Here is a 25,901-nt window from a genome sequence, read left to right on the forward strand (position 1 = left end):
TCAGGCGCATCACTGCGGGTTGGCACGGGTGCTGGAAAGCAACGACTTCAAGGTGGCTGCCTTCGGCTTGACCAGCCAAAAGCGCCGCAGGTAGTCGTCCAGGTTTTCGGCGAGGTTACGACCCCACTCGCTGTCGGTCTCCTCGACATACTCGTCCAGCACGCGTTGCAGGTGGCTGCGATAGGCTTCCATCGCTTCGCCGCTGATCCGCTGGATCTCGACCAACTCGTGGTTCACCTTGTCGACAAACGTATTGTCCTGGTCCAACACGTAGGCGAAACCGCCGGTCATGCCCGAGCCGAAGTTGTAGCCGGTCTTGCCCAGTACACAGACAAAACCGCCGGTCATGTACTCGCAGCAGTGATCGCCCGTGCCTTCAACGACCGTGTGGGCGCCGGAGTTACGCACCGCGAAACGCTCGCCCGCAGTACCGGCGGCGAACAACTTGCCACCGGTGGCACCATACAGGCAGGTGTTGCCGATAATGGCGCTGTCCTGGGTTTTATAGGCGCTGCCTTTGGGCGGCACGATCACCAGTTTGCCACCGGTCATGCCCTTGCCGACGTAGTCGTTGGCGTCACCTTCGAGGTACAGGTTCAGGCCGCCTGCGTTCCATACGCCGAAGCTCTGCCCGGCGGTCCCTTTGAAGCGGAAGCTGATCGGCGCCTTGGCCATGCCCTGGTTGCCGTGGGCACGGGCGATCTCGCCGGAGATCCGCGCACCGATGGAACGGTCGCAGTTACAGATATCCAGGGAAAAATCGGCACCGCTCAGGTCGTTGATCGACGATTTGGCCATCTCGACCATCTTCTCGGCCAACAAACCCTTGTCGAACGGCGGGTTGCGGTCAACCTGGCAGAACTGCGGCTTGTCCACCGGAATGTGATCGCTGCCGAGCAGCGGGGTCAGGTCCAGATGGTTCTGCTTGGCCGTCTCGCCTTCGAGGATTTCCAGCAGATCGGTACGCCCAATCAGCTCTTCGAGGCGGCGCACGCCAAGTTTGGCCAGCCACTCACGGGTTTCCTCGGCGACGTAGGTGAAGAAGTTCACCACCATGTCCACAGTGCCGATGTAGTGATCCTTGCGCAGCTTCTCGTTCTGCGTCGCCACGCCGGTGGCGCAGTTGTTCAGGTGGCAGATGCGCAGGTACTTGCAGCCCAGGGCGATCATCGGCGCGGTGCCGAAACCGAAGCTCTCGGCGCCAAGGATGGCGGCCTTGATCACATCGAGGCCGGTTTTCAGGCCGCCGTCGGTCTGTACCCGGACCTTGCCGCGCAGGTCGTTGCCGCGCAGGGTCTGGTGGGTTTCGGCGAGGCCGAGTTCCCAGGGCGCACCGGCGTACTTGATCGAGGTCAGGGGCGATGCGCCGGTACCACCATCGTAGCCGGAAATGGTGATCAGGTCGGCATAGGCTTTCGCCACGCCGGCGGCGATGGTGCCGACACCGGCTTCCGCCACCAGCTTCACCGAGACCAGCGCTTGTGGATTGACCTGCTTCAGGTCGAAGATCAACTGTGACAAGTCTTCGATGGAGTAGATGTCGTGGTGCGGCGGTGGCGAGATCAGGGTCACGCCGGGTACCGCATAACGCAACTTGGCGATCAGGCCATTGACCTTGCCGCCAGGCAACTGGCCGCCCTCGCCGGGCTTGGCGCCCTGGGCCACTTTGATCTGCAGGACTTCGGCGTTGACCAGGTATTCGGGGGTCACGCCGAAACGGCCGGTCGCGACCTGCTTGATCTTCGAGCTCTTGAGCGTGCCATAGCGCGCCGGGTCTTCGCCGCCTTCGCCGGAGTTGGAGCGCGCGCCCAGGCGGTTCATGGCTTCGGCCAGGGCTTCATGGGCCTCCGGCGACAAGGCGCCCAAGGAAATACCGGCCGAGTCGAAACGCTTGAGGATCGACTCCAGCGGCTCGATATCGCTGATCGGCAGCGGCGTGTCCAGGGTCTTTACCTTGAACAGGTCGCGGATCATCGACACCGGACGGTTGTCCACCAGCGCGGTGTATTCCTTGAATTTGGCATAGTCGCCCTGCTGCACGGCGGCTTGCAGGGTACTGACCACATCCGGGTTGTAGGCGTGGTATTCGCCACCGTAGACGAACTTCAGCAGGCCACCTTGCTGGATCGGCTTGCGCGCACTCCAGGCTTCGCTCGCCAGCAATTTCTGCTCGGCTTCGAGGTCGACGAAACGGGCACCCTTGATCCGACTCGGCACGCCACGAAAGCTCAGGCCCACCACTTCCTCGGACAGGCCGATGGCCTCGAACAACTGCGCACCACGATACGAGGCAATGGTAGAGATACCCATTTTCGAGAGAATCTTCAGCAGCCCCTTGGTGATGCCCTCGCGGTAGTTCTTGAAGACTTCGTACAGATCGCCGAGCACTTCGCCGGTACGGATCAGGTCGCCGAGCACTTCATAGGCGAGGAACGGATAGACCGCCGACGCACCGAAGCCGATCAGCACCGCAAAGTGATGCGGGTCGCGGGCAGTAGCGGTTTCGACCAGGATGTTGCTGTCGCAACGCAGGCCTTTCTCGGTCAGGCGGTGGTGTACGGCACCCGTTGCCAGGGACGCATGCACCGGCAGCTTACCGGGTGCTATATGGCGGTCACTAAGGACAATCTGGGTCCGTCCGGCACGCACGGCTTCCTCGGCCTGGTCGGCGATGTTGCGCACGGCGGCTTCCAAGCCGACGCTTTCTTCGTAGTTCAGGTCAATGATCTGGCGTTCGAAGCCCGGACGCTCGAGGTTCATCAAAGAACGCCACTTGGCGGGAGAAATCACCGGTGAGCTGAGAATCACTCGCGAGGCATGTTCCGGCGACTCTTCGAAGATGTTGCGCTCGGCACCGAGACAAATCTCCAGCGACATGACGATGGCTTCGCGCAGCGGATCGATCGGCGGGTTGGTCACCTGCGCGAACTGCTGGCGGAAGTAATCGTATGGGGTGCGCACACGCTGGGAGAGGACCGCCATCGGCGTGTCGTCGCCCATGGAGCCGACCGCCTCATAGCCCTGCTCGCCTAACGGCCGCAACACCTGATCGCGCTCTTCGAACGTGACCTGGTACATTTTCATGTATTGCTTGAGCTGCTCAACGTTGTAGAACGCCGAACCATGGTCGTTGTCGTCCATGGTCGCCTGGATGCGCAAGGCGTGCCTGCGCAGCCACTGCTTATACGGATGACGCGACTTCAGGCGATTGTCGATGGAGTCGGTGTCGAGGATCTGGCCGGTCTCGGTGTCCACGGCGAAGATCTGCCCAGGCCCTACACGGCCCTTGGCGATGACATCTTCCGGCTGGTAGTTCCACACGCCGATTTCCGATGCCAGGGTGATATAGCCGTTCTTGGTGGTGACCCAGCGCGCTGGGCGCAGGCCGTTACGGTCGAGCAGGCAGACCGCGTGGCGGCCTTCGGTCATGACCACCCCCGCCGGACCGTCCCAGGGTTCCATGTGCATCGAGTTGAATTCATAGAACGCGCGCAGATCGGCGTCCATGGTCTCGACGTTCTGCCACGCCGGTGGAATCAGCATGCGCACGCCACGGAACAGGTCGATACCACCTGTCACCATTAATTCGAGCATGTTGTCCATGCTGGAGGAGTCGGAACCGACACGGTTGACCAACGGCCCCAGTTCATCGAGATCGGGGATCAGGTCGTTGGCGAACTTGGTGCGCCGGGCCTGCGCCCAGTTGCGGTTGCCGGTGATGGTGTTGATCTCGCCGTTGTGCGCCAGGAAGCGGAACGGTTGCGCCAGCGGCCATTTTGGCAGGGTGTTGGTGGAGAAACGCTGGTGGAACACGCAGATAGCGGTCTGCAGCGTCGGATCGTTGAGGTCTGGATAAAAGGCGGTCAGGTCCGCCGGCATCATCAGGCCTTTATAGATGATGGTCTTGTGCGAAAAGCTGCAGATGTAGTGATCGGTATCGGCGGCGTTGGCCACCGACGAGCGACGACGGGCACTGAACAGCTTGATAGCGAACGCCTGGTCACTCAGGCCCTCGCCGCCGATGAATACCTGTTCGATCTGCGGCAGGCGCTCCAGGGCCAGACGACCGAGGACGCGGGTATCGATCGGCACCTTGCGCCAGCCCACCAACTGCAGGCCCGCGGCGAGGATTTCACGATTCATGTGTTCACGAGCCGCTTCGGCTTTGACGGGGTCCTGATTGAAGAACACCATGCCAACCGCATACTGCTTGGGCAGATCGCTACCAAACTGCGCTTTGGCGACAGCACGCAGGAACTGGTCCGGCTTTTGAATCAACAGGCCGCAACCGTCACCGGTCTTGCCGTCGGCGTTGATCCCACCGCGGTGGGTCATGCACGTCAGGGCCTCAATGGCCGTCTGCAACAGGTGATGACTGGGCTCGCCCTGCATGTGGGCAATCAGGCCGAAACCGCAGTTATCCTTGAATTCATCGGGTTGATACAGACCTGCTTTCATAGACACTTTCTCACCAGGCTGCCTCTTATAGAGACAAATTTCTTTTTAATTCAACCGCTTACCATCCACGCCGAACGTATGCCGGCTTTGCAGGGGCAAAAGGGAGGTCATTGTACACACCGACACAGACGCTCACAAATTTGGCGACGAAATGTCGCAAATCTATGTCGCATTTATGAAAGGTTTAAAGGGATATCTCGTGCTAGTCAAAATATTTTTTGAATTTTGACCGCTACGACTCAAATCTACTGTGACGCAGACACCACAAGGCACGCAGCTTTAAAGCTGCGCGCTCAAGTGGAAGTTTTGAGGTGCCGGGAGCGCAGCCTGGGTAAGGCCGCCGAATCATCAGCGAGTTGTGGCGAGGTCCTGTTGGACGCTGGCGACAGTCCGAGGCCAAGGTTTACCAGCCTGAACCTTCGCTGGCAAGGCCTTGATAGCAGTAACTGCCGCATCGCGGCTCGGGAAGCTGCCATAAGTAATCACATACAGTGGCTTGCCGTTGAGCACTTTCTTGAAATAACGGTACTCGCCACCCTGCTCCTTGACGAAGTTCTGGGCCGTGGCTTCCGAGCTGGTACCGAGAATCTGCACCACGTAGTGGCTCGGTGCTTGACCGGCGTACCAGTTGCCACCAGCGCCAGGCTTGGCCGCTACCGGCTTCTCGGTCTTGACCGCGGGCTTGGCGGGCGCTGGGGCTGGCGCGGGTTTGGCGACCGGGCTTGCCGGCTTGGCCACGGCCACCTGGGCTGGAGCCGCCGGGCGGGCGGCAGGAGTGGGAGCAGGACCGGCCGGCACACCCAGAGGCGGTGCCGTGGTGGTGACAGTTGGAGGCTGAGCCACACCGCCATCGACCACTGGCGCAGCGCCGTCGTCACCCTCGCTCATGCCACCCGCGGCTTCGGCGAGCGGGCCACGCATCACCGGCTGCGACTGGCCGACCAACGGCAGCGGCATCGGTTGCGAATTACCGGCGAATTCGACCGCTGGGCCACCCACGGCATTCGGCTTCGGTGTTTGCCCCAGCGGTAACTGGGCCTGCTCACCGGCTGGCGCACCCGCCGTCACCGGCGCCTTGCTGCGACCGGAACTCATCCAGGCCGCAGCGACAGCGACCACCACTACCCCAGACAATGCCAACACATATTTCTTCGACATCTTGAACCCCATACTTGGTCGCTTGACCGCGGAGCGGCTGGCAATCATGGCTTCGATCATGGCGTCACGGGCAACCTGGTTAATGTTGCCAGGCCAACCCTCGGCGCTTTGGTGAATCTCAGTGATCTGCTCAGCGGAAAAAAGTTCGATTCCCCGGCCCGCGCCTTCAAGACGCTGCGCCAGGTACTCGCGCGTTTCTTCTTCGGTGTAGGGCTGTAATTCGATCACGTGGAAGCGCTCTTCCTGCGCCTCCTGCTGTTCCAAGCCGGCAATCATCGACGACTCGCCAAACAGAAAGACGTGTGGACGACCTTCCGGCGCGCCTGCCGCCAATGCCAGCAAGGCTTCGATCGCGGAATCATCCAGTTGTTCAGCGTCGTCCACCAGCAGATAGACTTCCTGGCCGGTCAACGCCAACTGCACCACCTGCGCCAGGATCGAGCCGATATCGGCCTGAGCCACATTCAGTGCCTGGGCGATCTGGCGCAACACGCCAACCGCCTCGCCAGCGCCACGAGCTGACACCACCACGCTTTGCACCGACTGCTTGTTGGTGCTCGCCACCAGCGCCTGGCGCAACAGGGTCTTGCCGCTGCCCTGCGGCCCGGTCACCACCAGCAGCAACTGGCTGTAGCGGGCCAGGTGATGCAACTGCCCCAACACCGGCTTGCGCTGGGCCGGGAAAAACTTGAAGCCAGGCACCCGTGGAGCAAAAGGGTCGTGATGCAACTGATAATGGCCGAGGAAAGCCTCGTCGGCATGTAAACTAGTCATCGGGATCTTATCAACCTTTAAGCTGGGCCAGAGCGCGGTAATCCGCCCCCAGCGTGGCCTGTAGAACCTCTTTCGGATAATCGTCGGTCACTACGGCTTCGCCCAGGCGGCGCAACAACACCAGACGTAAACGACCGTCGATCACTTTTTTATCAATGGCCATGTGTTCGAGAAAATCAGCCTCGGTCATCGCCTCCGGAGGAATCACCGGCAAACCCGCACGCTGAAACAGGCGAATACCGCGATCGCGCTCGGCGTCGGTAATCCAGCCCAGACGCGCAGACATCTCCAACGCCATCACCGTTCCGGCGGCCACGGCTTCACCATGCAGCCAGACACCGTAGCCCATATGGGTTTCGATGGCATGGCCAAAAGTATGTCCGAGGTTGAGGGTAGCGCGCACCCCAGACTCGCGCTCATCGGCACCGACCACGGCCGCCTTGGCCGCGCAGGAGCGCTCGATGGCCGCGCTCAGCGCCGCCTGGTCGAGGCTGCGCAGCGCATCGACATGCTCTTCCAACCAGGTCAGGAACGGCTCGTCGCGGATCAGGCCGTATTTGATGACTTCGGCCAGGCCCGCCGAAAGCTCGCGCGCCGGCAGAGTGTTCAGGGTCGCGGTATCGATCAGCACCACATTGGGCTGATAGAAGGCACCGACCATGTTCTTGCCCAACGGATGATTGATACCGGTCTTGCCGCCCACCGACGAATCAACTTGAGACAACAAGGTAGTCGGAACCTGGATAAAGTCCACTCCGCGCTGATAGCAGGCCGCCGCGAAACCGGCCATGTCACCGATAACGCCACCGCCCAGGGCGATGATCGTGGTCCGACGGTCGTGTCGAGCGTTCAGCAGGCCATCGAAAATCAGTTGCAGGGTTTCCCAGGTCTTGAAGGCTTCGCCGTCGGGCAATACCACCGAGATCACCGAATAGGCCGCCAGGCTGCGGCTCAGGCGTTCGAGATAGAGCGGAGCGACAGTGTCGTTGGAGATAATGGCGACTTGGCGACCGGCAATGTGCGGCGTCAATAACTCAGGCGTGTCCAGCAGCCCTTCACCAATATGAATCGGGTAGCTACGCTCGCCAAGATCGACCTTAAGTGTCTGCATGTGTCCCCACAGTGAAGATGGACGCGAGCGCCCAGTCTCAGGATTAACAATTGATGGCGTCGTTGGTTTCCGACGCCCGACAATGGCCTTAAGCCACAACCCACACCGAGCGTGGCGGGCATCGAGGATAGCGCATTTCGCCCCGCGCTTTAACGGGGAGGTAGCTGCTGCAAGCGTTCCAGAATATCCAGTACCACCATGCGCGGCGGTCGCTCATCGGTTTCCACCACCAGATCGGCAATTTCCCGATAAAGCGGATCACGGATCGCCAATAGGTCGCGCAATGTCTTGGCCGGATCGGCGGTACGCAACAACGGACGGTTGCGATCACGCGCGGTACGTCCCACTTGCTGCTCCACCGAAGCATGCAGATAGACCACTCGCCCGCCAGCGTGCAGCGCCTGGCGATTTTCATCACGCATGACCGCACCCCCGCCCGTGGCCAGGACCACACCGTCAGCCGCGCACAACTCGGCAATCATCACTTGCTCGCGATCGCGAAAGCCCGGTTCGCCTTCCTTATCGAAGATCCACGGGATATTGGCGCCCGTGCGCAGTTCAATTTCCTTATCGGAATCTTTGAAAGGCAGACGCAGCTCTTTGGCCAGCAAGCGACCTATGGTGCTCTTTCCAGCCCCCATAGGCCCAACAAGAATCAAATTTCGCACAGAATCAACGACTCACAGCAATCGCCTGGTTATTCATGATACGCGGAGTCAGGAATACCAGCAGCTCGGATTTTGCTTCCGAGACAATGTCTCGGCGGAAAAGGCGGCCAACATACGGCACATCGCCGAGAAATGGCACCTTCTCTTCGGTTTTGCTCTGGGTATTGGAGAACACGCCACCGATCACCACGGTTTCGCCGTCGTTGACCAGCACCTTGGCGTTGACTTCGTTCTTCTTGATCGGTGGTACGTTGTTCAGCACATTCTGGTAGTCCGGCTCATCCTTGGTGACCTTTACTTCCATGATGATGCGGTTGTCCGGGGTGATCTGCGGCGTGACCTCAAGGGACAGCGAGGCTTCCTTGAAGGACACCGAGGTCGCACCGCTTGAGCTCGACTCCTGGTACGGAATCTCCGTGCCCTTGAGGATCTTCGCGGTTTCCTTGTCGGAAGTGACCACCTTGGGCTGCGATACGACTTCACCGTTGCCGGTCTTCTCCATCGCGCTCAACTCCAGGTCGAGGATCGTGTTGTCGGTCACGAAGCCGATGCCGATACCGGAAGTCGCCGTGGTGGCGCCCAAGTCGACGAACGGCGTACTGTTGCTCTGGCCGGTCAATCTGGACAGCGTCGGCGCACCGCCACTGCCGCTCCAGTTGCCACCAGAGACGCTGCCGCCCCAACGGGCACCCAGTTGCTTGTCATAGCCCACATTGGCCTCGACGATACGCGCCTCGATCATCACCTGGCGCACCGGAATATCCAACTGCGCCACGATCCGCCGCAGCTCGTCGAGGCGGTCCTGGGTCTGGTAGGCAATGATGTTGTTGGTGCGGTCATCCACGGTGATCGAGCCACGCTCCTCACCCTTGGCCTCGGCACTGGTCACCGACTGGAACAGCTTGGCGATATCCGCCGCCTTCGCGTAATTGACTTGCAACAGCTCGCGACGCAGCGGGGCCAGTTCGGCAATCTGTTTTTGCGACTCCAACTCCTGGCGTTCACGCGCCGCGATCTCGTCCGCCGGCGCCACCAGCAAGACGTTACCGATCTTGCGCTTGTCCAGGCCCTTGGTCTTAAGCACCAGGTCCAGCGCCTGATCCCACGGCACATTCTGCAAGCGCAGGGTAATCCCGCCCTGCACCGTGTCGCTGGCCACCAGGTTCAGATGGGTGAAGTCGGCGATCAGTTGCAGCACCGAACGCACCTCGATGTCCTGGAAGTTCAGCGAGAGCTTTTCGCCGCTGTAGACAAACCGTTCGGCATTACGCCGCTGCAGGTCGTCGACGGTCAGCGGGCGAACACTGATCGTCAGCTTGTTATCGGTCTGGTACGTCGAGTAGTCGAAAGCGCCGCTCGGCTCGATGGAAATACTTGCCCGCTCGGCAGACGCGCTGGCATTGACGAATTGCACCGGCGTGGCGAAATCCTTCACGTCCAGGCGCACACGCAAGGGATCGGGCAGTTGGGTGCGAGGGAACTCCACGCTGATCTTGCCGCCTTTTTCCTGGATATCCGGGCTGATGGACGGGTCAGAGAGTTCAATGACCACGTTGCCTTCGCCCTGTTCGCCACGCTGGAAGTCAATATTGCGAATGGCCTTTGCCGCCGGCACGTAGGGCTTTTGGGCCGCACGCGTCGGGCGCGCCACCGCCACCGGTCGGACGGCGCCGGCCTGGTCGTGAGCGCTGGGCGCAGTGTCCTGGCCGACCACCACGAACAGGTTGTTGCCCTCGATGCGGGTGCTGTAGGGCACCAGCTTGCTCAGATTGATGATCAGCCGGGTACGATCCTTGGCCTCCACCACGGTCACGCTGCGCGCGTTGCCCACGCCCAGGTCACGGGTCTTGGCGGTCAATCGGCTGGCCACTCCGGTCAGGTCCAGGGCAATCCGCGCCGGCTGATCGGTGGTATAGCCATGGGGAGCGGAGGGCGGGCTGTCGAACGCCAGTTTCAGCTCAACCCGGTCCCCCGGCAGCGCCGCTATATCGAGGGTCTTCAGGTCGGCAGCCAGCACCATCGACGACACCAACGCCATCCATAGCGAAATGCCGAAGGTACAAATAATCCTGTTCATATCGAGTTCCACTATGAGTGCTCTTTCAAAGGCAGGGTGCGCGGCCGTTCCAGCCAGCCGCCTTCACCGTCTGGAACGATTTCGATCACTTCGACCTGGGAGTCGGTGATGGCCACGATCCGACCCTCGTTGCGCCCCAGGTAATCACCTACTTTCAATCGATGAACGCCATCGGCTCCACGCAGCAAGGCGTAGGTACCGCTGGCATTGGAAAGTGTGCCGACCATCTCGAACTGTTCGATATTGAAGCCTTCGAGAAACTGCTTGATCCGGTTCGGATCCGGCTTGACCTCGCGAGTACCTTTCTGGCGGCTCGTCAGATCGATCTTGACCGGTGGCTGGAACGGACTGCGCAACGATGCGGCGTTGTAGGTAAATGCCTCATAGGAAATAAACTTCGGTGTTGGCTCGATATTGCCGACCGGACGCGCGCGCACTTCACGCATGTAGGCATCCAAGTCACTGAAGTCGTTACTGTTGCCACAGCCGGCCAGCAACACCGCGACCATTGCTACGCACCCGCCACGCCAGCCGCTCATTTGTGCAGCCCCTTGTCGTTATAGCGATAGGTCTTGGCGAGAATGCTCATGCGTAGCTTATTGCCATTATTCGGCGCGACCGGTTTGATCTGGAAATCGTGCAGAGTGACGATTCGCGGCAGGCTGGCCACGCCACTGACAAAGGTTGCCAGGTCATGGTAAGCGCCGGTCACAGTGATCTGGATCGGCAGTTCGATATAGAACTGCTGCGCCACCTCGGGCAACAGCTTGATCTCTTCGAACTCCAACCCACTGCCAAGCCCGGTACGGGTGATGTCTTCCAGCAATCCCGGGACCTCGGTATCGCTAGGCAATTGCTTGAGCAGTGCACCGAAAGACGCCTCCATATCGAGCATCTGCTGAGTGTAGGCCTCCAGGTTAGCCGCCAGGTGCGCCTTGGTCGCGAATTGCTCCTTAGACGTGATCTCCGCGGCCCGTTGCTGGTCCAACCGGTCGATCAGGTCCTTGACATAGAAGTTATAGCCCAGCGTCAGCACCACGACCGCGACGATGACACCGCAAGCGCCCTTAACCGCCGAGGGCCAGGAACCAATGTTCTGCATGTCGAGATCGGCAAGGTCGATCTGGCGCAGGTTTCCCAGCCACTCGGAGACATTCATTGGGTGCTTCCCGGAACGGGGGGCTGAGTCTGCCGCACGTTCAGTTGGAACACATTCGCCTGGTCGAGCGCACCGGCCGTTGTCGCCTTGACCTCGGTCAGGCTCGGTGCTTCGAGCCACTCGGAGGCATCGAGGTTACGCATCAAGTCCGAGACTCGATTGTTGGACTCCGCCGCGCCGCTGAGTGCAATGCTCTTGCCGGTCATCTTCACTTCCGTGAAATACACGCCATCAGGCAGAGTCCGCGCCAACTGATCGAAGATCCGCCCACTGATTGGCCGGTTGCCTTGCAAGTCCTGGATGATCTTCATCCGCTCGATCAATTGCTGGCGACGCGCCTTGAGCTCGCTGATCTGTTTGATCCGCGTATCGAGCTGGGCAATCTCCTTGTTCATATAGGCATTGCGCGCGGCCTGGTGATCGATCGAGTTACTGATGTACTGGTCCGTCATCAGGACCAGGCCGACAGCCGCCACCAGCACCCCGACCAGGGCCGTCAAGAAGCGCTTGCGCCGCTCTTCGCGCAGCTGCTCGCGCCAGGGGAGAAGGTTGATCCGCGCCATCAGTCGAAACTCCTCAAGGCCAGGCCGCAGGCGATCATCAGGGCCGGCGCATCACCGGCCAGAGCCCCGGCATTGACCTTGCTGCTCAACGCCATGTCGGCGAAAGGGTTGGCCACCAGGGTCGGCGTACCAAGCCGTTGCTCGATGAGCTGATCGAGCCCGGCAATCGAGGCGGTGCCACCCGCCAGCAGAATGTAGTCAACCTCGTTGTATTGGCCTGAGGCGAAGAAGAACTGCAGGGAACGCGACACCTGATGAACCACGGCATCCTTGAAGGGCAGCAGGATCTCGGCGATATAGTCGTCCGGCAGGCCACCCTGCTTTTTCGCCAGACCAGCCTCTTCGGGGGACAGGCCATAGCGCCGCTGGATTTCCTCGGTGAGCTGGCGACCGCCGAACAATTGTTCACGGGTATAGATGATCCGGCCATTGTGCAGGACACTCAGGGTAGTCATGGTCGCGCCGATATCGACCACCGCGACCGTCAATCGGTCCTGGTCGTTGGCCAATTGTGCCGCGAGCAGCCCAAAGGAGCGTTCAAGGGCGTAGGCTTCGACATCCACCACCCGGGCAACGAGCCCGGCCAGCGCCAGCGCCGCCTCGCGCACCTCGACGTTTTCTTTCCGACAGGCGGCCAGCAGCACCTCGACACGCTCGGGATTGCGCGCCGAATACCCCTGGACTTCGAAGTCGATGGCTACTTCTTCGAGAGGATAGGGAATGTACTGGTCGGCCTCTATTTTTAGCTGATTCTCCATGTCGTCATCGGAAAGCCCGGCGTCCATTTCGATGGTCTTGGTGATCACTGCGGAGCCGGCTACGGCGACCGCGACATGGCGCGCGCTGGTTTTGGCCTTGAGCAGCACCCGCCCCAGCGCCTGACCGACGCCTTCGAGCTCGGCGATGTTTTTCTCGACCACGGCGTTAGGTGGCAACGGTTCCACGGCATAGGACTCGACTCGATATCGATTGCCTGAACGGCTCAATTCGAGGAGTTTTACCGAAGTGGAGCTGATGTCGATCCCCAGGAGCGAATGCGCTTTTTTACCAAAGAGTCCAAGCACTACCGATTCCCTATTGCTATCCGCGACTTACGGACCCTTTATGATAAGAGGCATTTAATAGCAGTCTTGACATAAGCGCAAATAACGCCCGCCGCCAAAAAATGCTTATAATGCCCACGTTTTTTCCGAGCCGTCGAACCAGCGCTTGCTGTGAATTTAGCCTGACGCCCAATTCATTTTTTATCTGGAAATCCACAAGCCTTGATTCGTCTGCTGAAGTTTTTCGGGTGGTCTTTCGTCGCCGTGTTCTGCGGGCTGTTGCTCGTCCTGAGCGGCGCATTTCTCTATCTTAGTCCGGGCTTGCCGTCCGTGGAGACCTTGAGAAGCATCCAGTTGCAGATTCCGCTCAGGGTCTACACCAGCGATGGCAAGCTGATCGCCGAATTCGGTGAGATGCGCCGCTCGCCCATCCGTTTCGCCGACATTCCGCCGAATTTCATCAATGCCTTGCTGAGTGCCGAAGACGACAATTTCGCCAATCACTACGGGGTCGACCCCAGCAGCCTGATGCGCGCCGCGACCCAACTGATCAAGAGCGGACATATCCAGTCCGGCGGCAGTACCATCACCATGCAGGTGGCGAAGAATTTCTTCCTGTCCAGCGAACGTAGCTTCTCGCGCAAGACCAACGAGATTCTTCTCGCCCTGCAGATCGAACGCCAACTGACCAAGGATGAAATCCTTGAGCTGTATGTGAACAAGATCTACCTGGGCAACCGCGCCTACGGTATCGAAGCCGCGGCGCAGGTGTATTACGGTAAATCGATCCGTGATATCACCCTGGCCCAGATGGCGATGATTGCCGGCCTGCCAAAAGCCCCGTCACGCTTCAACCCACTGGCCAACCCGGTCCGAGCCAAAGAACGTCGCGACTGGATCCTGGGGCGCATGTATAAACTCGGTAAGATCGACGAAGCTACCTATCAGGCCTCCATCGTCGAGCCGATCAACGCCAGCTACCATGTGCCGACGCCGGAAGTGAACGCGCCGTATATCGCCGAGATGGCCCGTGCCGAAATGGTCGGCCGCTATGGCGGCGAGGCCTACACCGAAGGTTTTCGCGTGACCACCACGGTACCGAGCAACCTCCAGGAACTGGCCACTCATGCGGTTCAGGAAGGCTTGATCACCTATGACCAGCGCCACGGCTATCGCGGCCCCGAGTCCCGTCTGCCAGGCAAGACCCGCGATGCCTGGATCGCGGAACTGGGCAAACAACGTCCCATCAGTGGTCTGGAACCGGCGATTGTCACCCAAGTGGACAAGAACAGCCTGCACGTGCTGACCCGCAACGGCCCGGAAATCGTCGCCTGGGACACCCTGAAATGGGCGCGGCCATACCTCAACACCAATAGCCTGGGCGCCGTGCCAAAACAACCTGCCGATGTCGCTCAGGTCGGCGACCTGATCCGCGTCCAGCGCCAGGCCGACAACAGCCTGAAATTCAGCCAGGTCCCGGCAGCCCAAAGCGCGCTGGTATCCCTTGACCCGCAAAACGGCGCGATTCGCGCCCTGGTCGGCGGCTTCGCCTTCGAGCAAAGCAACTACAACCGCGCCATGCAGGCCAAGCGCCAGCCGGGATCGAGCTTCAAGCCGTTCATCTACAGCGCGGCCCTGGACAACGGCTACACCCCGGCCAGCCTGGTCAACGACGCCCCAATCGTGTTCGTCGACGAGTATCTGGACAAGGTCTGGCGCCCGAAGAACGACACCAACACCTTCCTCGGCCCGATCCGCATGCGCGAGGCGCTGTACAAGTCGCGTAACCTGGTTTCGATTCGCCTGCTGCAAAGCCTGGGCGTTGACAAGACGATTGACTACATTGCCAGGTTCGGCTTCAACAAACAGGACCTGCCACGCAACCTGTCCCTGGCTCTGGGCACCGCCACCCTGACGCCGATGGAGATCGCCACCGGCTGGAGCACCTTCGCCAACGGTGGCTACAAGATCACGCCGTACCTGATCGACAAGATCGAAAGCCGCAATGGCGATACCCTGTTCGTCGCCAACCCACCGAGCGTGCCGACTGGCGAGGTGACCAGCAGCGGCATCGCGGCGCCGAGCCAGCCAACGTTTACCGTCAACAATACCGGCGAGGCACCGGCTCCCACAGCCCAGGCTTCGGCTATCGCCGAACGCATCATCGACGGGCGTACCACCTACATCCTCAACAGCATGCTTGAGGACGTGATCAAGCTCGGCACCGGTCGTCGTGCCCTGGCCTTGGGGCGCGGCGACCTGGCGGGCAAGACCGGCACGACTAACGAATCAAAGGACGCCTGGTTCACCGGTTACAACGCCGACTACATCACCACTGTCTGGACCGGCTTCGATCAACCGGAGAGTCTCGGTCGCCGCGAGTTCGGCGGCACCGTAGCACTGCCGATCTGGATGGACTACATGGGGGCCGCGCTCAAGGGCATGCCACTGCACACTCAGGCGGAACCGGAAGGCATCCTCAGTCTGCGGGTCGACCCGGTCAGTGGCCGTGCGGCGACGCCGGGCACACCCAACGCCTACTTCGAGCTGTTCAAGAGCGAAGACACGCCGCCATCGGTCAACGAACTGGGCAATGGCGGCAGCGCTCCGGGCAGCCCGCTGCCAGCGGACGAAGCGGCGCCGATCGATCTGTTCTGAGCCTCGCTTTGGCGGAGGGCCGGTGGCGGCAAGCAGGCTTGCCACATACACTGCTCCGCCATAAAAACCTGGACAGCCGCCCCACAAAAAAGCCCTGACTCTTTCGAGCCAGGGCTTTTTTTGACGCTACGACGGCTTAGCCGTTGAACACGTCATCCACGCTTTTCAGCGGGTAGTTCTTCGGATACGGCAGGGTCGCTACGCCAGTCTCGATCGCCGCCTTGGCCACGGCGTCGGAGATCAGGGTGATCAGGCGGGCATCCATCGGCTTGGGAATGATGTACTCACGACCGAACTCCAGCTTGATGCCGCCATAGGCATCGCACACTTCCTGAGGCACCGGCAGCTTGGCCAGTTCGCGCAGAGCGTTGGCCGCGGCCACTTTCATTTCTTCGTTGATGCGCTTGGCGCGAACGTCCAGGGCACCACGGAAGATGAACGGGAAACCCAGGACGTTGTTGACCTGATTCGGGTAGTCCGAACGGCCAGTGGCCATGATCACGTCGCTACGGGTAGCGTGAGCCAGCTCCGGGGAGATTTCCGGGTCCGGGTTCGAGCAGGCGAACACGATGGGGTTAGCTGCCATGGACAGCAGGCCTTCGGCATCCAGCAGGTTCGGACCGGACAGGCCGACGAACACGTCAGCCCCCTTCAAGGCATCGGCCAGGCTGCGCTTGTCTGTCGCGTGGGCGAAGACTGCCTTGTACTGGTTCAGGTCGTCACGGCCAGCGTGGATCACACCAGTACGGTCAACCATGAAGATGTTCTCGATCCTGGCACCCATGCTCACCAGCAGCTTCATGCAGGAGATCGCGGCGGCACCGGCGCCCAGGCAGACAATCTTCGCTTCAGGCAAGGTTTTGCCAGCGATTTCCAGGGCGTTGATCATGCCGGCGGCGGTCACGATCGCGGTACCGTGCTGGTCGTCATGGAATACCGGGATATCGCACTGCTCGATCAGCGCCCGTTCGATTTCAAAGCACTCAGGGGCCTTGATGTCTTCCAGGTTGATACCACCGAAGGTAATGGAGATACGCTTGACGGTGTCGATAAAGGCTTGCGGGCTTTCCGAGTCGACTTCGATGTCGAACACGTCGATACCGGCGAAACGTTTGAACAGCACGCCCTTGCCTTCCATTACCGGCTTGGAGGCCAATGGGCCGAGGTTACCCAGGCCGAGAATCGCAGTGCCATCGGAAATGACTGCAACCAGATTGCCCTTGCCAGTGTACTTGTAGGCCAGCTCAGGATCGCGGGCGATTTCACGCACTGGTTCGGCCACGCCAGGGCTGTAGGCCAGCGACAGGTCGCGAGCGGTAGCCGTGGCCTTGGTGAGCTCGACGCTCAGCTTCCCTGGACGAGGATTGGCGTGATATTCGAGAGCGGCAGTTTTCAAATCTGACATGTGGGCATTCCGCTTTTTACTGTGGGACTGACGGACCGCCGAGGATACGCGTGTCGTCAAGTCCTCACAAGACTGACCAGCCAGCGGTGTCAAGAGCCATGTCCTACGACTTTGGCCCAAGGGCCACGAAACACAAGGGCTAAAATGTTCACAATCTATCCAAAAAATGTCTACAATTTTTTCTCAGCGTGCCGCCTGAAGCATTCCAGGGTGACTCAACGATAACAACCAGCGCGCTCCCCGCTGGCGCACCACGCTTCGACCGCCACGCTCGACCACCCAGCCACGGGCTTCGACCTGTTTGCCTTTGAGCCCGCTAATCCACCGGGCGTCGAATTGCTCCAGCCGACCGGGCGCGACATGCAATACAACCGATCCCCGCAACTCGATCCATAACCCGCCACGATTGTGTCGAATAGTGCTCACACGACCATTCAGCAGAACAAAACCGGGTTTGCCGATCTGATCCGCCCTCAGTACCGATGGGCGTTTCCAGAGCCCTAGCCGGAGCTGGCGAGCCTGGCGCTCGGCAAGTTGCTGACATTCGAACAAATCGCCGTTGGGCGCTATAGCCACCTGATAAGCCAAGCCCTCGGCGAGCAAGCGCGCTTCGAGGTTCATGCCATCGCTGCCGTACAAATGGGCCAGGGTCCGCCCATACCGGTCATAGCGTTCGCGACCTGCCACCACTCCAACATGGCCGCCGCTTTCCATTACCAGAGCCTGGAGACGTCGGCGCGCGGCCTCGGCAAAGGGTTCACCGGCCCGCCCTTTACGCCCCAGCTCCGGTGCATTGATTCCGATCAGCCGGACATTGCGGCCATCTTTCAGACGAACAGTGTCACCGTCGATGACCCGATGCACCTCAACCCGCAGAGCGCCAGGCACCGCCGGGCAGAACGCCATCACCTGTTCCTGGCAAATTGCACCGACAAAAAAGGCGCTCACAAGGAGCGCCTTTTTTATCAGCGTGGAACGGCCTTTCAGGCTGCCCAGGGAAAAAAGCCTTAGGCTTTCTTCGCACCGAATGTACCGAAACGGTCGGCGAACTTCTGAACGCGGCCGCCGGTGTCCAGGGTCTTTTGCTTACCGGTGTAGAACGGGTGGCACTCGTTGCACACGTCGATGGCCAGTGGCTTGGCGAAAGTCGAACGAGTTTCAAACTTGTTGCCGCAGCTGCAAGTCACGGCAACTGCTGGGTATTCTGGATGGATATCAGCTTTCATGGGGACTTCCTCGGCTAGCGTGCCGCCGCCCAACACTATTGTTGAACACCGCACGTAATTTGGCCGGCGATAATACCAGCCCTGCGAAATGAAGCAAGCTGTCACGTACACCGACCGTCTGCTAGGCTCGCGCCCTGGTTCATGACACTACCTGGGAAAACCGCGTGCCCGACGCCATTCTGCGCCTTGCCCTGCCTTCACCTCTGCGCCGCCTGTTTGATTACCGCGCGCCCCAGGGTGTGTTGCGTAGCGAGCTGCATCCCGGCATGCGCTTGCGGGTACCGTTTGGCCGGCGGGAAATGATCGGTATCCTGGTGGAAATCACCGACCACAGCGAAGTCCCGGCAGAAAAGCTCAAGCCGGCGCTCGCCCTGCTCGATGCCACGCCCCCCTTGCCGCCGGCGCTGCTCAAACTGTGCCTGTGGACAGCCCAGTATTACCAGCACAGCCTGGGCGACACGCTGAGCTGGGCCTTGCCGGTACTGCTGCGCCAGGGCGAACTGGCCGAGGCGCGTCAGGAACGGTTCTGGTCGATCGCTCCGGGCGCCAGGCTCGACGACCCACGCATCGCTCGCGCACCGCGCCAGCGCGAAGCCCTGGCCACCCTGGCTCAGCATCCGCACGGTGTGGCTCATCCGTTATTGAGCAAATTGATGTTGAACAAGGACAGCCTTGACCTGTTGCTGGCCAAGGAGCTGGTACAGGTGGAGATCCGCCGTCATGCCCCTGGCCAACGCCACGAACACTGGCTGGCGCAACCGGAGCTGCCACTCAACGACGAACAGCGCGCCGCCTGCACGGCGATTCGCGCCGGTTTCGGCAGCTTTCAGGCCTTTCTGCTGGCCGGCGTCACCGGCAGCGGCAAAACCGAGGTCTACCTGCAACTGATCCGCGAAACCCTCGAAGCCGGCAAACAGGCTCTGGTGCTGATCCCCGAGATCAACCTCGGGCCGCAGACCCTGGCGCGTTTCGAACAACGCTTCAACGCACGGATCGCTCTGCTGCATTCCGCGGTCAATGATCGCGAGCGCCTGGATGCCTGGCTCGCGGCACGCGATGGCGAGGCCGATATCATTATCGGCACCCGTTCGGCGCTGTTTACACCAATGAAGCACCCTGGGCTGATCATCATCGATGAAGAGCACGATGGCTCCTATAAACAACAGGAAGGCCTGCGCTATCACGCCCGTGACCTGGCGCTGGTGCGTGCCCGGCAGGAAAACATCCCGATCGTCCTGGGCTCGGCCACCCCATCCTTGGAAAGCCTGCACAACGCCTACATGGGCCGCTACGGCTTGCTGCGGCTGAACGAGCGGGCCGGCGGTGCCAAGCAGCCACGCTTCCTTCGCCTGGACGTAAAAAGCCGGCCACTGGACAGCGGTATTTGCGGTCCTATGCAACAGGCCATCGGCCAGACCCTGGCGGCAGGCCAGCAAGTCCTGGTATTTCTCAACCGCCGTGGCTTCGCCCCGACCCTGCTGTGCCACGACTGCGGCTGGATGTCCGAATGCGTGCGTTGCGATGCCCGCATGACGGTGCACCAGCGCCACGGCGAATTGCGTTGCCACCACTGCGGCCATGTCGAACGCGTCCCACGCAACTGCCCGCAATGCGCCAAGGTCGACCTGCGTCCAGTAGGCGCGGGCACCGAGCGCGCCGAGGAGCGGCTGGGCATCCTATTTCCCGATTATCCGGTACTGCGGGTCGACCGCGACAGCACCTCGCGAAAGGACGCGATGAACCAACTGTTCGCGACGATCCAGAAGGGCCAGCCCTGCATCCTGGTGGGCACGCAGATGCTTGCCAAAGGGCATCACTTCCCCAGGGTGACGCTGGTTTCGATCCTCGACGCCGATGGCGGGCTGTTTTCCGGCGACTTCCGCGCCAGCGAGCGCATGGCGCAATTGATCGTCCAGGTGGCGGGCCGGGCCGGGCGCGCGGAAGAGCCGGGCAAGGTCATCATCCAGACCCATCTGGCAGACCACCCATTGTTGATCCAGCTCACCGAGCAAGGTTATTTCGCCTTTGCCGAACAAGCCTTGAGCGAGCGCCGCGCCGCCGGATTACCGCCCTTTGCCCACTTGGCGCTGTTGCGTGCCGAAGCCCATAAGCCCGGACAGGCCGAAGGTTTTCTCGATGAAGCCTGCAGCGAGGCCGAACGCCTGCTGGCGCAAATGAACCTGGGCGGCATCGAGTTGCTCGGGCCGGTGCCAGCCCCCATGGAGCGTCGGGCCGGACGCTATCGGGCGCAGCTACTGCTACAGGCCAATGCCCGGGCACCGTTGCACCGATTGCTCGGCAGTTGGCTGCGGGTACTGGAGCAGATGCCCGGCGGACGGCAGGTACGCTGGTCGCTGGATGTCGATCCGGTGGATTTGTATTGAGCCGAGCTGGCGCCACCAGTCTATAACCTGTTGGCAAGCTCACCCCGGCAACGGATAATATCCAGTTTTTCCACCTGCGCATCGAAGCGCCGCCGCGCTTGCGGTCGAAAGAGAACAGCATGAAAAACACCATTCGCCAGTTGATCCAGCAAGCCCTCACCCAACTCGTTGACGAAGGTGTGTTGCCTGAAGGCCTGACGCCGGCGATCCAGGTCGAAAACACCCGAGACAAGAGCCATGGTGACTTCGCCAGCAACATCGCCATGATGCTGGCCAAACCTGCGGGTCTGAAACCACGCGACCTGGCGGAAAAATTGATCGCCGCACTGCCGACCGATGACAACGTCAGTAAGGCGCAAATCGCCGGTCCTGGCTTCATCAACTTCTTCCAGAACACTCAGGCCCTGGCCGCGCGCCTCGATGCCGCGCTGACCGACGCCAACCTGGGCGTGCGCAAGGCAGGCCCGGCGCAACGCACCGTGGTCGACCTGTCGGCCCCCAACCTCGCCAAGGAAATGCACGTCGGCCACCTGCGCTCGACCATCCTTGGTGACGGCGTGGCGCGGGTCCTGGAGTTTCTCGGCGACACCGTGATCCGCCAGAACCATGTCGGCGACTGGGGCACGCAGTTCGGCATGCTGATGGCCTACCTGCAGGAAAACCCGATCAGTAGCAACGAGCTGTCGGACCTGGAGAACTTCTACCGCGCCGCCAAGCAACGCTTCGACGAGTCCAACGAATTCGCCGACCGCGCCCGTAGCCTGGTGGTCAAGCTGCAGGCTGGCGACGCGGATTGCCTGGCGCTATGGGCACGTTTCAAGGACATCTCGCTGTCCCACTGCCAGAAAATCTACGAGTTGCTCAACGTCAAGCTGACCATGGCCGACGTCATGGGTGAAAGTGCCTACAACGACGATCTGATCAATGTAGTCAATGACCTCAAGGCCAAAGGCATGCTGGTCGAGAGTAACGGTGCCCAGTGCGTGTTCCTCGACGAGTTCAAGAACGCCGACGGCGAGCCGCTGCCAGTGATTATCGTCAAGGCCGACGGCGGCTATCTCTACGCCACCACCGACCTGGCCGCCGTGCGCTACCGCAGCAACGTGCTCAAAGCCGATCGTGCGCTGTACTTCGTCGACCAGCGCCAGGCCCTGCACTTCCAGCAAGTATTCGCCGTGGCGCACAAAGCCGGCTTCGTGAACCATCCGATGGACATGGAGCACATGGGCTTCGGCACCATGAACGGCGCCGACGGTCGACCATTCAAGACCCGCGACGGCGGCACCGTGAAGCTCATCGACCTGCTGACCGAGGCCCGCGAGCGCGCCTACAAGCTGGTCAAGGAAAAGAACCCGCAACTGCCCGAGAGCGACCTGCGCGAAATCGCCGAGGTCGTCGGTATCGGCGCGGTGAAGTACGCCGACCTGTCCAAGCACCGCACCAGCGACTACAGTTTCAACTTCGACCTGATGCTCAACTTCGAAGGCAACACCGCGCCGTACCTCCTGTACGCCTACACCCGCGTGGCCGGCGTGTTCCGCAAGCTGGACAAGGATTTCAGCGCAGCGGATGGCCAGATCGTGCTCGACGCCGCCCATGAGCAGGAACTGGCGGCCAGGCTGGCGCAGTTCGGCGAGGTCCTCAACAGCGTCGCCGAAAAAGGTACGCCGCACCTCCTCTGCGCCTACCTGTACGATGTCGCCGGCCTGTTCTCCAGCTTCTACGAGAACTGCCCGATCCTGACCGCCGACAGTCCGGCGCAGATGCAGAGCCGCCTGCGTCTCGCCGCGCTGACCGGTCGCACCCTCAAGCAAGGCCTGGAGCTGCTGGGCCTGGAAACTCTGGAGCGTATGTAAGTTGGCCGCCAAGAAAAAACCCGCACCCAAACGAGGCGCCAGCCGTTACCAAGCTCCTGCAAAAAAGCCGATTCCGGGCTGGTTGTGGCTGGCCATCGGGCTTGGCGTGGGGGCTTTTATCGTGTTTCTGATGAAACTTGAGCCGGGCAAGGGCGATGACGTCAAGCGGGTCAGACAGGAACAGCAGAAAGCGACCAAGATCGCCGAAGCCAACAAGACCCCACCGAGCCCTACCCTGCCGGTGAAACCGAAGTACGACTTCTACACCTTGCTGCCGGAATCGGAAGTCATCGTGCCACCGGAAGCCGTGCCGGAAAAAACCCTGCCGACGCCACAGACCGTGCCGACCACGCCAGTCACCCCGGCCGAAGCGGCGAAGATCGATACCGCACGTGCCCAGGCGGCGCTGGCCGGAATGACCCCGCCACCGCCGCCCCCCGTGGCCAAGCCGGCACCGGCGGCTGTAACGCAGTTCTTCCTGCAGGCCGGCTCGTTCCGCAAGGAAGCCGATGCCGACAAGGTCCGCGCACAGATCATCCTGCTCGGTCAGGCAGTGTCGATTGAGTCGGGAACAGTCAAGGAAGAGACTTGGTATCGGGTGCTGGTCGGTCCGTTCAGCAACCGCGAGCAATTGACCACGGCGCAAAAACAACTCGCCGGCAGCGGCTTCAGTAATCTATTGTTACAACAGCGCCAGAGCCGCTGAAGCCCGCCCCTGCGGGAGCCGGCCATTCGGCTCCCGCAGTTGAACTGCATGACAACAAACGCTTTCCTCTTCCTACACCGCTCGTCCCTCAGCCTTACTTTCGGTTGAAAATCCCTGCGCCATCCCCATATCAGTTTTCATCAGGCATTTTCGCCTACCTGCGTGGAGACTCTCCCTTGACCACCATCGTTTCAGTTCGTCGCCACGGCAAAGTCGTCATGGGTGGCGACGGCCAGGTTTCCCTAGGCAACACCGTCATGAAGGGCAACGCGAAAAAAGTCCGGCGCCTCTACCACGGCCAGGTGCTCGCCGGTTTCGCCGGCGCCACCGCCGACGCCTTCACCCTGTTCGAGCGTTTTGAAGGCCAGTTGGAAAAGCACCAGGGCCACCTGGTTCGAGCCGCCGTCGAATTGGCCAAGGAATGGCGCACCGATCGCTCCCTGAGCCGCCTGGAAGCCATGCTGGCGGTCGCCAACAAGGACGCTTCGCTGATCATCACCGGCAACGGCGATGTCGTCGAGCCGGAACAGGGCCTGATCGCCATGGGCTCCGGTGGCGGCTATGCCCAGGCCGCAGCCAGCGCCCTGTTGAAGAAGACCGAGCTGTCAGCCCGGGAAATCGTCGAGACCGCCCTCGGGATCGCCGGTGATATTTGCGTATTCACCAATCATAACTTCACTATTGAGGAACAGGACCTCGCGGAATAAAGCAGTGCCAGACCTGTGTCTACGCTGATCACTACTGCTTGAGGATCCCACATACCATGTCCATGACCCCCCGCGAAATCGTCCACGAACTCAATCGCCATATCATTGGCCAGGACGATGCCAAGCGCGCCGTTGCCATTGCTTTGCGTAACCGTTGGCGCCGCATGCAGTTGCCCGAAGAACTGCGCGTTGAAGTCACCCCCAAGAACATCTTGATGATCGGTCCGACTGGCGTCGGCAAGACCGAAATCGCCCGACGCCTGGCCAAGCTGGCCAACGCACCGTTCATCAAGGTCGAAGCGACCAAGTTCACCGAAGTCGGCTATGTCGGGCGTGACGTCGAATCGATTATCCGCGATCTGGCCGACGCCGCAATCAAGCTGCTACGCGAGCAGGAGATGGTCAAAGTTCGCCACCGCGCCGAAGACGCCGCCGAGGAGCGCATTCTCGACGCCCTGCTGCCACCGGCACGCATGGGCTTCAATGAAGATGCCGCGCCGAGCCAGGACTCCAATACCCGCCAACTGTTCCGCAAGCGCCTGCGTGAAGGTCAGTTGGATGACAAGGAGATTGAAATCGAGGTCGCGGAACACGCCGGCGTCGATATCTCCGCGCCGCCGGGCATGGAAGAAATGACCAATCAGCTGCAAAGCCTGTTCGCCAACATGGGCAAGGGCAAGCGCAAGAACCGCAAGCTCAAGGTCAAGGAGGCGCTTAAACTGGTGCGCGATGAAGAGGCCGGGCGCCTGGTCAACGACGAAGAGTTGAAGGCCAAGGCTCTGGAGGCGGTCGAGCAGCATGGCATCGTCTTCATCGACGAAATCGACAAGGTCGCCAAGCGCGGCAATGTCGGCGGCGCCGATGTCTCTCGTGAAGGCGTACAACGCGACCTGCTGCCGCTGATCGAAGGCTGTACCGTCAACACCAAGCTGGGCATGGTCAAGACCGACCACATCCTGTTTATCGCTTCCGGGGCGTTCCACCTGAGCAAGCCGAGCGACCTGGTGCCCGAGCTGCAAGGCCGCCTGCCGATCCGGGTCGAGCTCAAGGCACTCAGTCCGGAGGACTTCGAACGTATTCTCAGCGAACCACACGCCTCGTTGACCGAGCAGTATCGCGAGTTGCTGAAAACCGAAGGCCTGAGCATCGAGTTTCAGCCGGATGGCATCAAGCGGCTCGCCGAGATCGCCTGGCAGGTCAACGAGAAGACCGAAAACATCGGCGCCCGGCGCCTGCACACGCTGCTCGAACGCCTGCTCGAAGAGGTCTCGTTCAGTGCCGGCGACCTGGCGAGTGCCCAGGGCGTCGAGCCGATTCGCATCGACGCTGCCTATGTCAACAGCCACCTCGGTGAATTGGCGCAGAACGAAGACCTGTCGCGGTATATCCTGTAATCCTCGACCTGCGGGAGCCAGCCGGCTCCCGCAGGAGGCTCTTACCTAGACAGGTTAGCGTTCAGCCATGACCATTCGACTCCCCAGCGCCATCAACCTGCACAAGGCCTCGAAAACCCTGACCCTCACCTACGGGCCGGACGAGGAGTACCATCTGCCCGCCGAATTCCTGCGGGTGCATTCCCCTTCCGCCGAGGTCCAGGGCCACGGCAAGCCGATCCTGCAATCCGGCAAGCTCGGTGTGGGCCTGAGCAAGATCGAACCCGCCGGCCAGTACGCCCTGAAACTGACCTTCGACGACGGTCATGACAGCGGGCTGTTCACCTGGGACTACCTCTACCAATTGGCCTGTCGCCAGGATGACTTGTGGGCCGATTATCTTGCCGAACTCAAAGTCGCCGGAAAATCCCGCGACCCGGCCGAGTCGATTGTACGCCTCATGCTCTAGTGGCCTGTACGGTGAGTTCGTTAGCTCAAGTTCGGATGCCATAAGTCCCTGGCCAAGGCGCTGTGACGAGTCATAGCCGGGCTATGGCGAGCAACAGCAACGCAGG

Annotated in this window: 19 protein-coding genes; 7 read left to right on the top strand and 12 right to left on the bottom strand. The window is 60.9% G+C overall.

From position 1 onward, the window contains the following. Positions 1–9: 9 nt before the first annotated feature. From gltB to BMX68_RS22350, 9 genes are all read right to left on the bottom strand, one after another. Positions 10–4,458 (bottom strand): glutamate synthase large subunit, encoded by a 4,449-nt coding sequence (gene gltB / locus BMX68_RS22305; RefSeq protein ID WP_017132750.1) that lies wholly within the window; start codon positions 4,456–4,458, stop codon positions 10–12. A 348-nt stretch (positions 4,459–4,806) separates the two neighbouring features. Continuing rightward, entirely contained in the window at positions 4,807–6,390 is a 1,584-nt protein-coding gene (locus BMX68_RS22315; protein ID WP_060783375.1) for an AAA family ATPase, read from the bottom strand. Between the two features lie 10 nt (positions 6,391–6,400). Beyond that, on the bottom strand, positions 6,401–7,501 hold the full coding sequence (aroB, locus tag BMX68_RS22320) for a 3-dehydroquinate synthase (RefSeq protein WP_017132751.1): 1,101 nt from the start codon (positions 7,499–7,501) through the stop codon (positions 6,401–6,403). A gap of 149 nt (positions 7,502–7,650) precedes the next feature. After that, on the bottom strand, positions 7,651–8,169 hold the full coding sequence (gene aroK, locus BMX68_RS22325; RefSeq protein WP_026013257.1) for a shikimate kinase AroK: 519 nt from the start codon (positions 8,167–8,169) through the stop codon (positions 7,651–7,653). A gap of 4 nt (positions 8,170–8,173) precedes the next feature. Continuing rightward, complete coding sequence (locus tag BMX68_RS22330; RefSeq protein ID WP_026013258.1) at positions 8,174–10,246, bottom strand: type IV pilus secretin PilQ; 2,073 nt, start codon at positions 10,244–10,246, stop codon at positions 8,174–8,176. A gap of 11 nt (positions 10,247–10,257) precedes the next feature. Beyond that, positions 10,258–10,785 (bottom strand): type 4a pilus biogenesis lipoprotein PilP, encoded by a 528-nt coding sequence (gene pilP / locus BMX68_RS22335; protein WP_026013259.1) that lies wholly within the window; start codon positions 10,783–10,785, stop codon positions 10,258–10,260. Further along, complete coding sequence (pilO, locus tag BMX68_RS22340; RefSeq protein WP_017132755.1) at positions 10,782–11,405, bottom strand: type 4a pilus biogenesis protein PilO; 624 nt, start codon at positions 11,403–11,405, stop codon at positions 10,782–10,784. The genes pilP and pilO overlap by 4 nt, the downstream gene beginning before the upstream one ends. Further along, on the bottom strand, positions 11,402–11,968 hold the full coding sequence (locus tag BMX68_RS22345) for a PilN domain-containing protein (RefSeq protein WP_017132756.1): 567 nt from the start codon (positions 11,966–11,968) through the stop codon (positions 11,402–11,404). Before BMX68_RS22345 ends, pilO begins: the two co-directional genes overlap by 4 nt. Continuing rightward, on the bottom strand, positions 11,968–13,032 hold the full coding sequence (locus tag BMX68_RS22350; RefSeq protein WP_017132757.1) for a pilus assembly protein PilM: 1,065 nt from the start codon (positions 13,030–13,032) through the stop codon (positions 11,968–11,970). Before BMX68_RS22350 ends, BMX68_RS22345 begins: the two co-directional genes overlap by 1 nt. Positions 13,033–13,236: 204 nt before the next feature. Between BMX68_RS22350 and BMX68_RS22355 the strand changes: the two genes are divergently transcribed. After that, positions 13,237–15,669: a penicillin-binding protein 1A gene (locus tag BMX68_RS22355; protein ID WP_428829774.1), complete on the top strand. Its 2,433-nt coding sequence runs from the start codon at positions 13,237–13,239 to the stop codon at positions 15,667–15,669. 136 nt (positions 15,670–15,805) lie between these two features. Here the strand turns inward: BMX68_RS22355 and BMX68_RS22360 are convergent, their stop codons facing one another. The 3 genes from BMX68_RS22360 to rpmE form a co-directional block, all read right to left on the bottom strand. Continuing rightward, a complete protein-coding gene (locus BMX68_RS22360) occupies positions 15,806–17,074 on the bottom strand; it encodes a malic enzyme-like NAD(P)-binding protein (RefSeq protein ID WP_017132759.1) in 1,269 nt (422 codons plus the stop codon). A gap of 183 nt (positions 17,075–17,257) precedes the next feature. Then, on the bottom strand, positions 17,258–18,040 hold the full coding sequence (locus tag BMX68_RS22365) for a thermonuclease family protein (protein ID WP_026013260.1): 783 nt from the start codon (positions 18,038–18,040) through the stop codon (positions 17,258–17,260). Positions 18,041–18,081: 41 nt separating this feature from the next. After that, positions 18,082–18,300: a 50S ribosomal protein L31 gene (gene rpmE, locus BMX68_RS22370; protein WP_017132761.1), complete on the bottom strand. Its 219-nt coding sequence runs from the start codon at positions 18,298–18,300 to the stop codon at positions 18,082–18,084. A 164-nt stretch (positions 18,301–18,464) separates the two neighbouring features. Here rpmE and BMX68_RS22375 point away from each other — a divergent pair, with 164 nt between their 5' ends. The 6 genes from BMX68_RS22375 (at position 18,465) to BMX68_RS22400 (ending at position 25,795) form a co-directional block, all read left to right on the top strand. Beyond that, on the top strand, positions 18,465–20,684 hold the full coding sequence (locus BMX68_RS22375) for a primosomal protein N' (RefSeq protein ID WP_017132762.1): 2,220 nt from the start codon (positions 18,465–18,467) through the stop codon (positions 20,682–20,684). A 119-nt stretch (positions 20,685–20,803) separates the two neighbouring features. Then, a complete protein-coding gene (gene argS, locus BMX68_RS22380; protein WP_017132763.1) occupies positions 20,804–22,540 on the top strand; it encodes an arginine--tRNA ligase in 1,737 nt (578 codons plus the stop codon). Between the two features lies 1 nt (position 22,541). Then, positions 22,542–23,246: an SPOR domain-containing protein gene (locus BMX68_RS22385; RefSeq protein ID WP_017132764.1), complete on the top strand. Its 705-nt coding sequence runs from the start codon at positions 22,542–22,544 to the stop codon at positions 23,244–23,246. A gap of 176 nt (positions 23,247–23,422) precedes the next feature. Further along, on the top strand, positions 23,423–23,953 hold the full coding sequence (gene hslV, locus BMX68_RS22390; RefSeq protein ID WP_074862639.1) for an ATP-dependent protease subunit HslV: 531 nt from the start codon (positions 23,423–23,425) through the stop codon (positions 23,951–23,953). Positions 23,954–24,009: 56 nt separating this feature from the next. Continuing rightward, positions 24,010–25,347 carry an ATP-dependent protease ATPase subunit HslU gene (hslU, locus tag BMX68_RS22395; RefSeq protein WP_017132765.1) on the top strand — a complete coding sequence of 446 codons (1,338 nt, stop codon included), beginning with the start codon at positions 24,010–24,012 and terminating at the stop codon, positions 25,345–25,347. 73 nt (positions 25,348–25,420) lie between these two features. Beyond that, positions 25,421–25,795 carry a gamma-butyrobetaine hydroxylase family protein gene (locus BMX68_RS22400; protein ID WP_176987558.1) on the top strand — a complete coding sequence of 125 codons (375 nt, stop codon included), beginning with the start codon at positions 25,421–25,423 and terminating at the stop codon, positions 25,793–25,795. Positions 25,796–25,901 lie beyond the last annotated feature (106 nt).

Origin of the sequence: Pseudomonas agarici (assembly GCF_900109755.1) — a bacterium.
Taxonomy (GTDB): domain Bacteria; phylum Pseudomonadota; class Gammaproteobacteria; order Pseudomonadales; family Pseudomonadaceae; genus Aquipseudomonas; species Aquipseudomonas agarici.

Coding starts and splice junctions, on each gene's coding strand:
- gltB (WP_017132750.1), bottom strand. CDS start 4,458: ATGAAAGCAGGTCTGTATCAACCCGATGAATTCAAGGATAACTGCGGT.
- BMX68_RS22315 (WP_060783375.1), bottom strand. CDS start 6,390: ATGACTAGTTTACATGCCGACGAGGCTTTCCTCGGCCATTATCAGTTG.
- aroB (WP_017132751.1), bottom strand. CDS start 7,501: ATGCAGACACTTAAGGTCGATCTTGGCGAGCGTAGCTACCCGATTCAT.
- BMX68_RS22330 (WP_026013258.1), bottom strand. CDS start 10,246: ATGAACAGGATTATTTGTACCTTCGGCATTTCGCTATGGATGGCGTTG.
- pilP (WP_026013259.1), bottom strand. CDS start 10,785: ATGAGCGGCTGGCGTGGCGGGTGCGTAGCAATGGTCGCGGTGTTGCTG.
- pilO (WP_017132755.1), bottom strand. CDS start 11,405: ATGAATGTCTCCGAGTGGCTGGGAAACCTGCGCCAGATCGACCTTGCC.
- BMX68_RS22345 (WP_017132756.1), bottom strand. CDS start 11,968: ATGGCGCGGATCAACCTTCTCCCCTGGCGCGAGCAGCTGCGCGAAGAG.
- BMX68_RS22360 (WP_017132759.1), bottom strand. CDS start 17,074: ATGTCAGATTTGAAAACTGCCGCTCTCGAATATCACGCCAATCCTCGT.
- rpmE (WP_017132761.1), bottom strand. CDS start 18,300: ATGAAAGCTGATATCCATCCAGAATACCCAGCAGTTGCCGTGACTTGC.
- argS (WP_017132763.1), top strand. CDS start 20,804: ATGAAAAACACCATTCGCCAGTTGATCCAGCAAGCCCTCACCCAACTC.
- hslU (WP_017132765.1), top strand. CDS start 24,010: ATGTCCATGACCCCCCGCGAAATCGTCCACGAACTCAATCGCCATATC.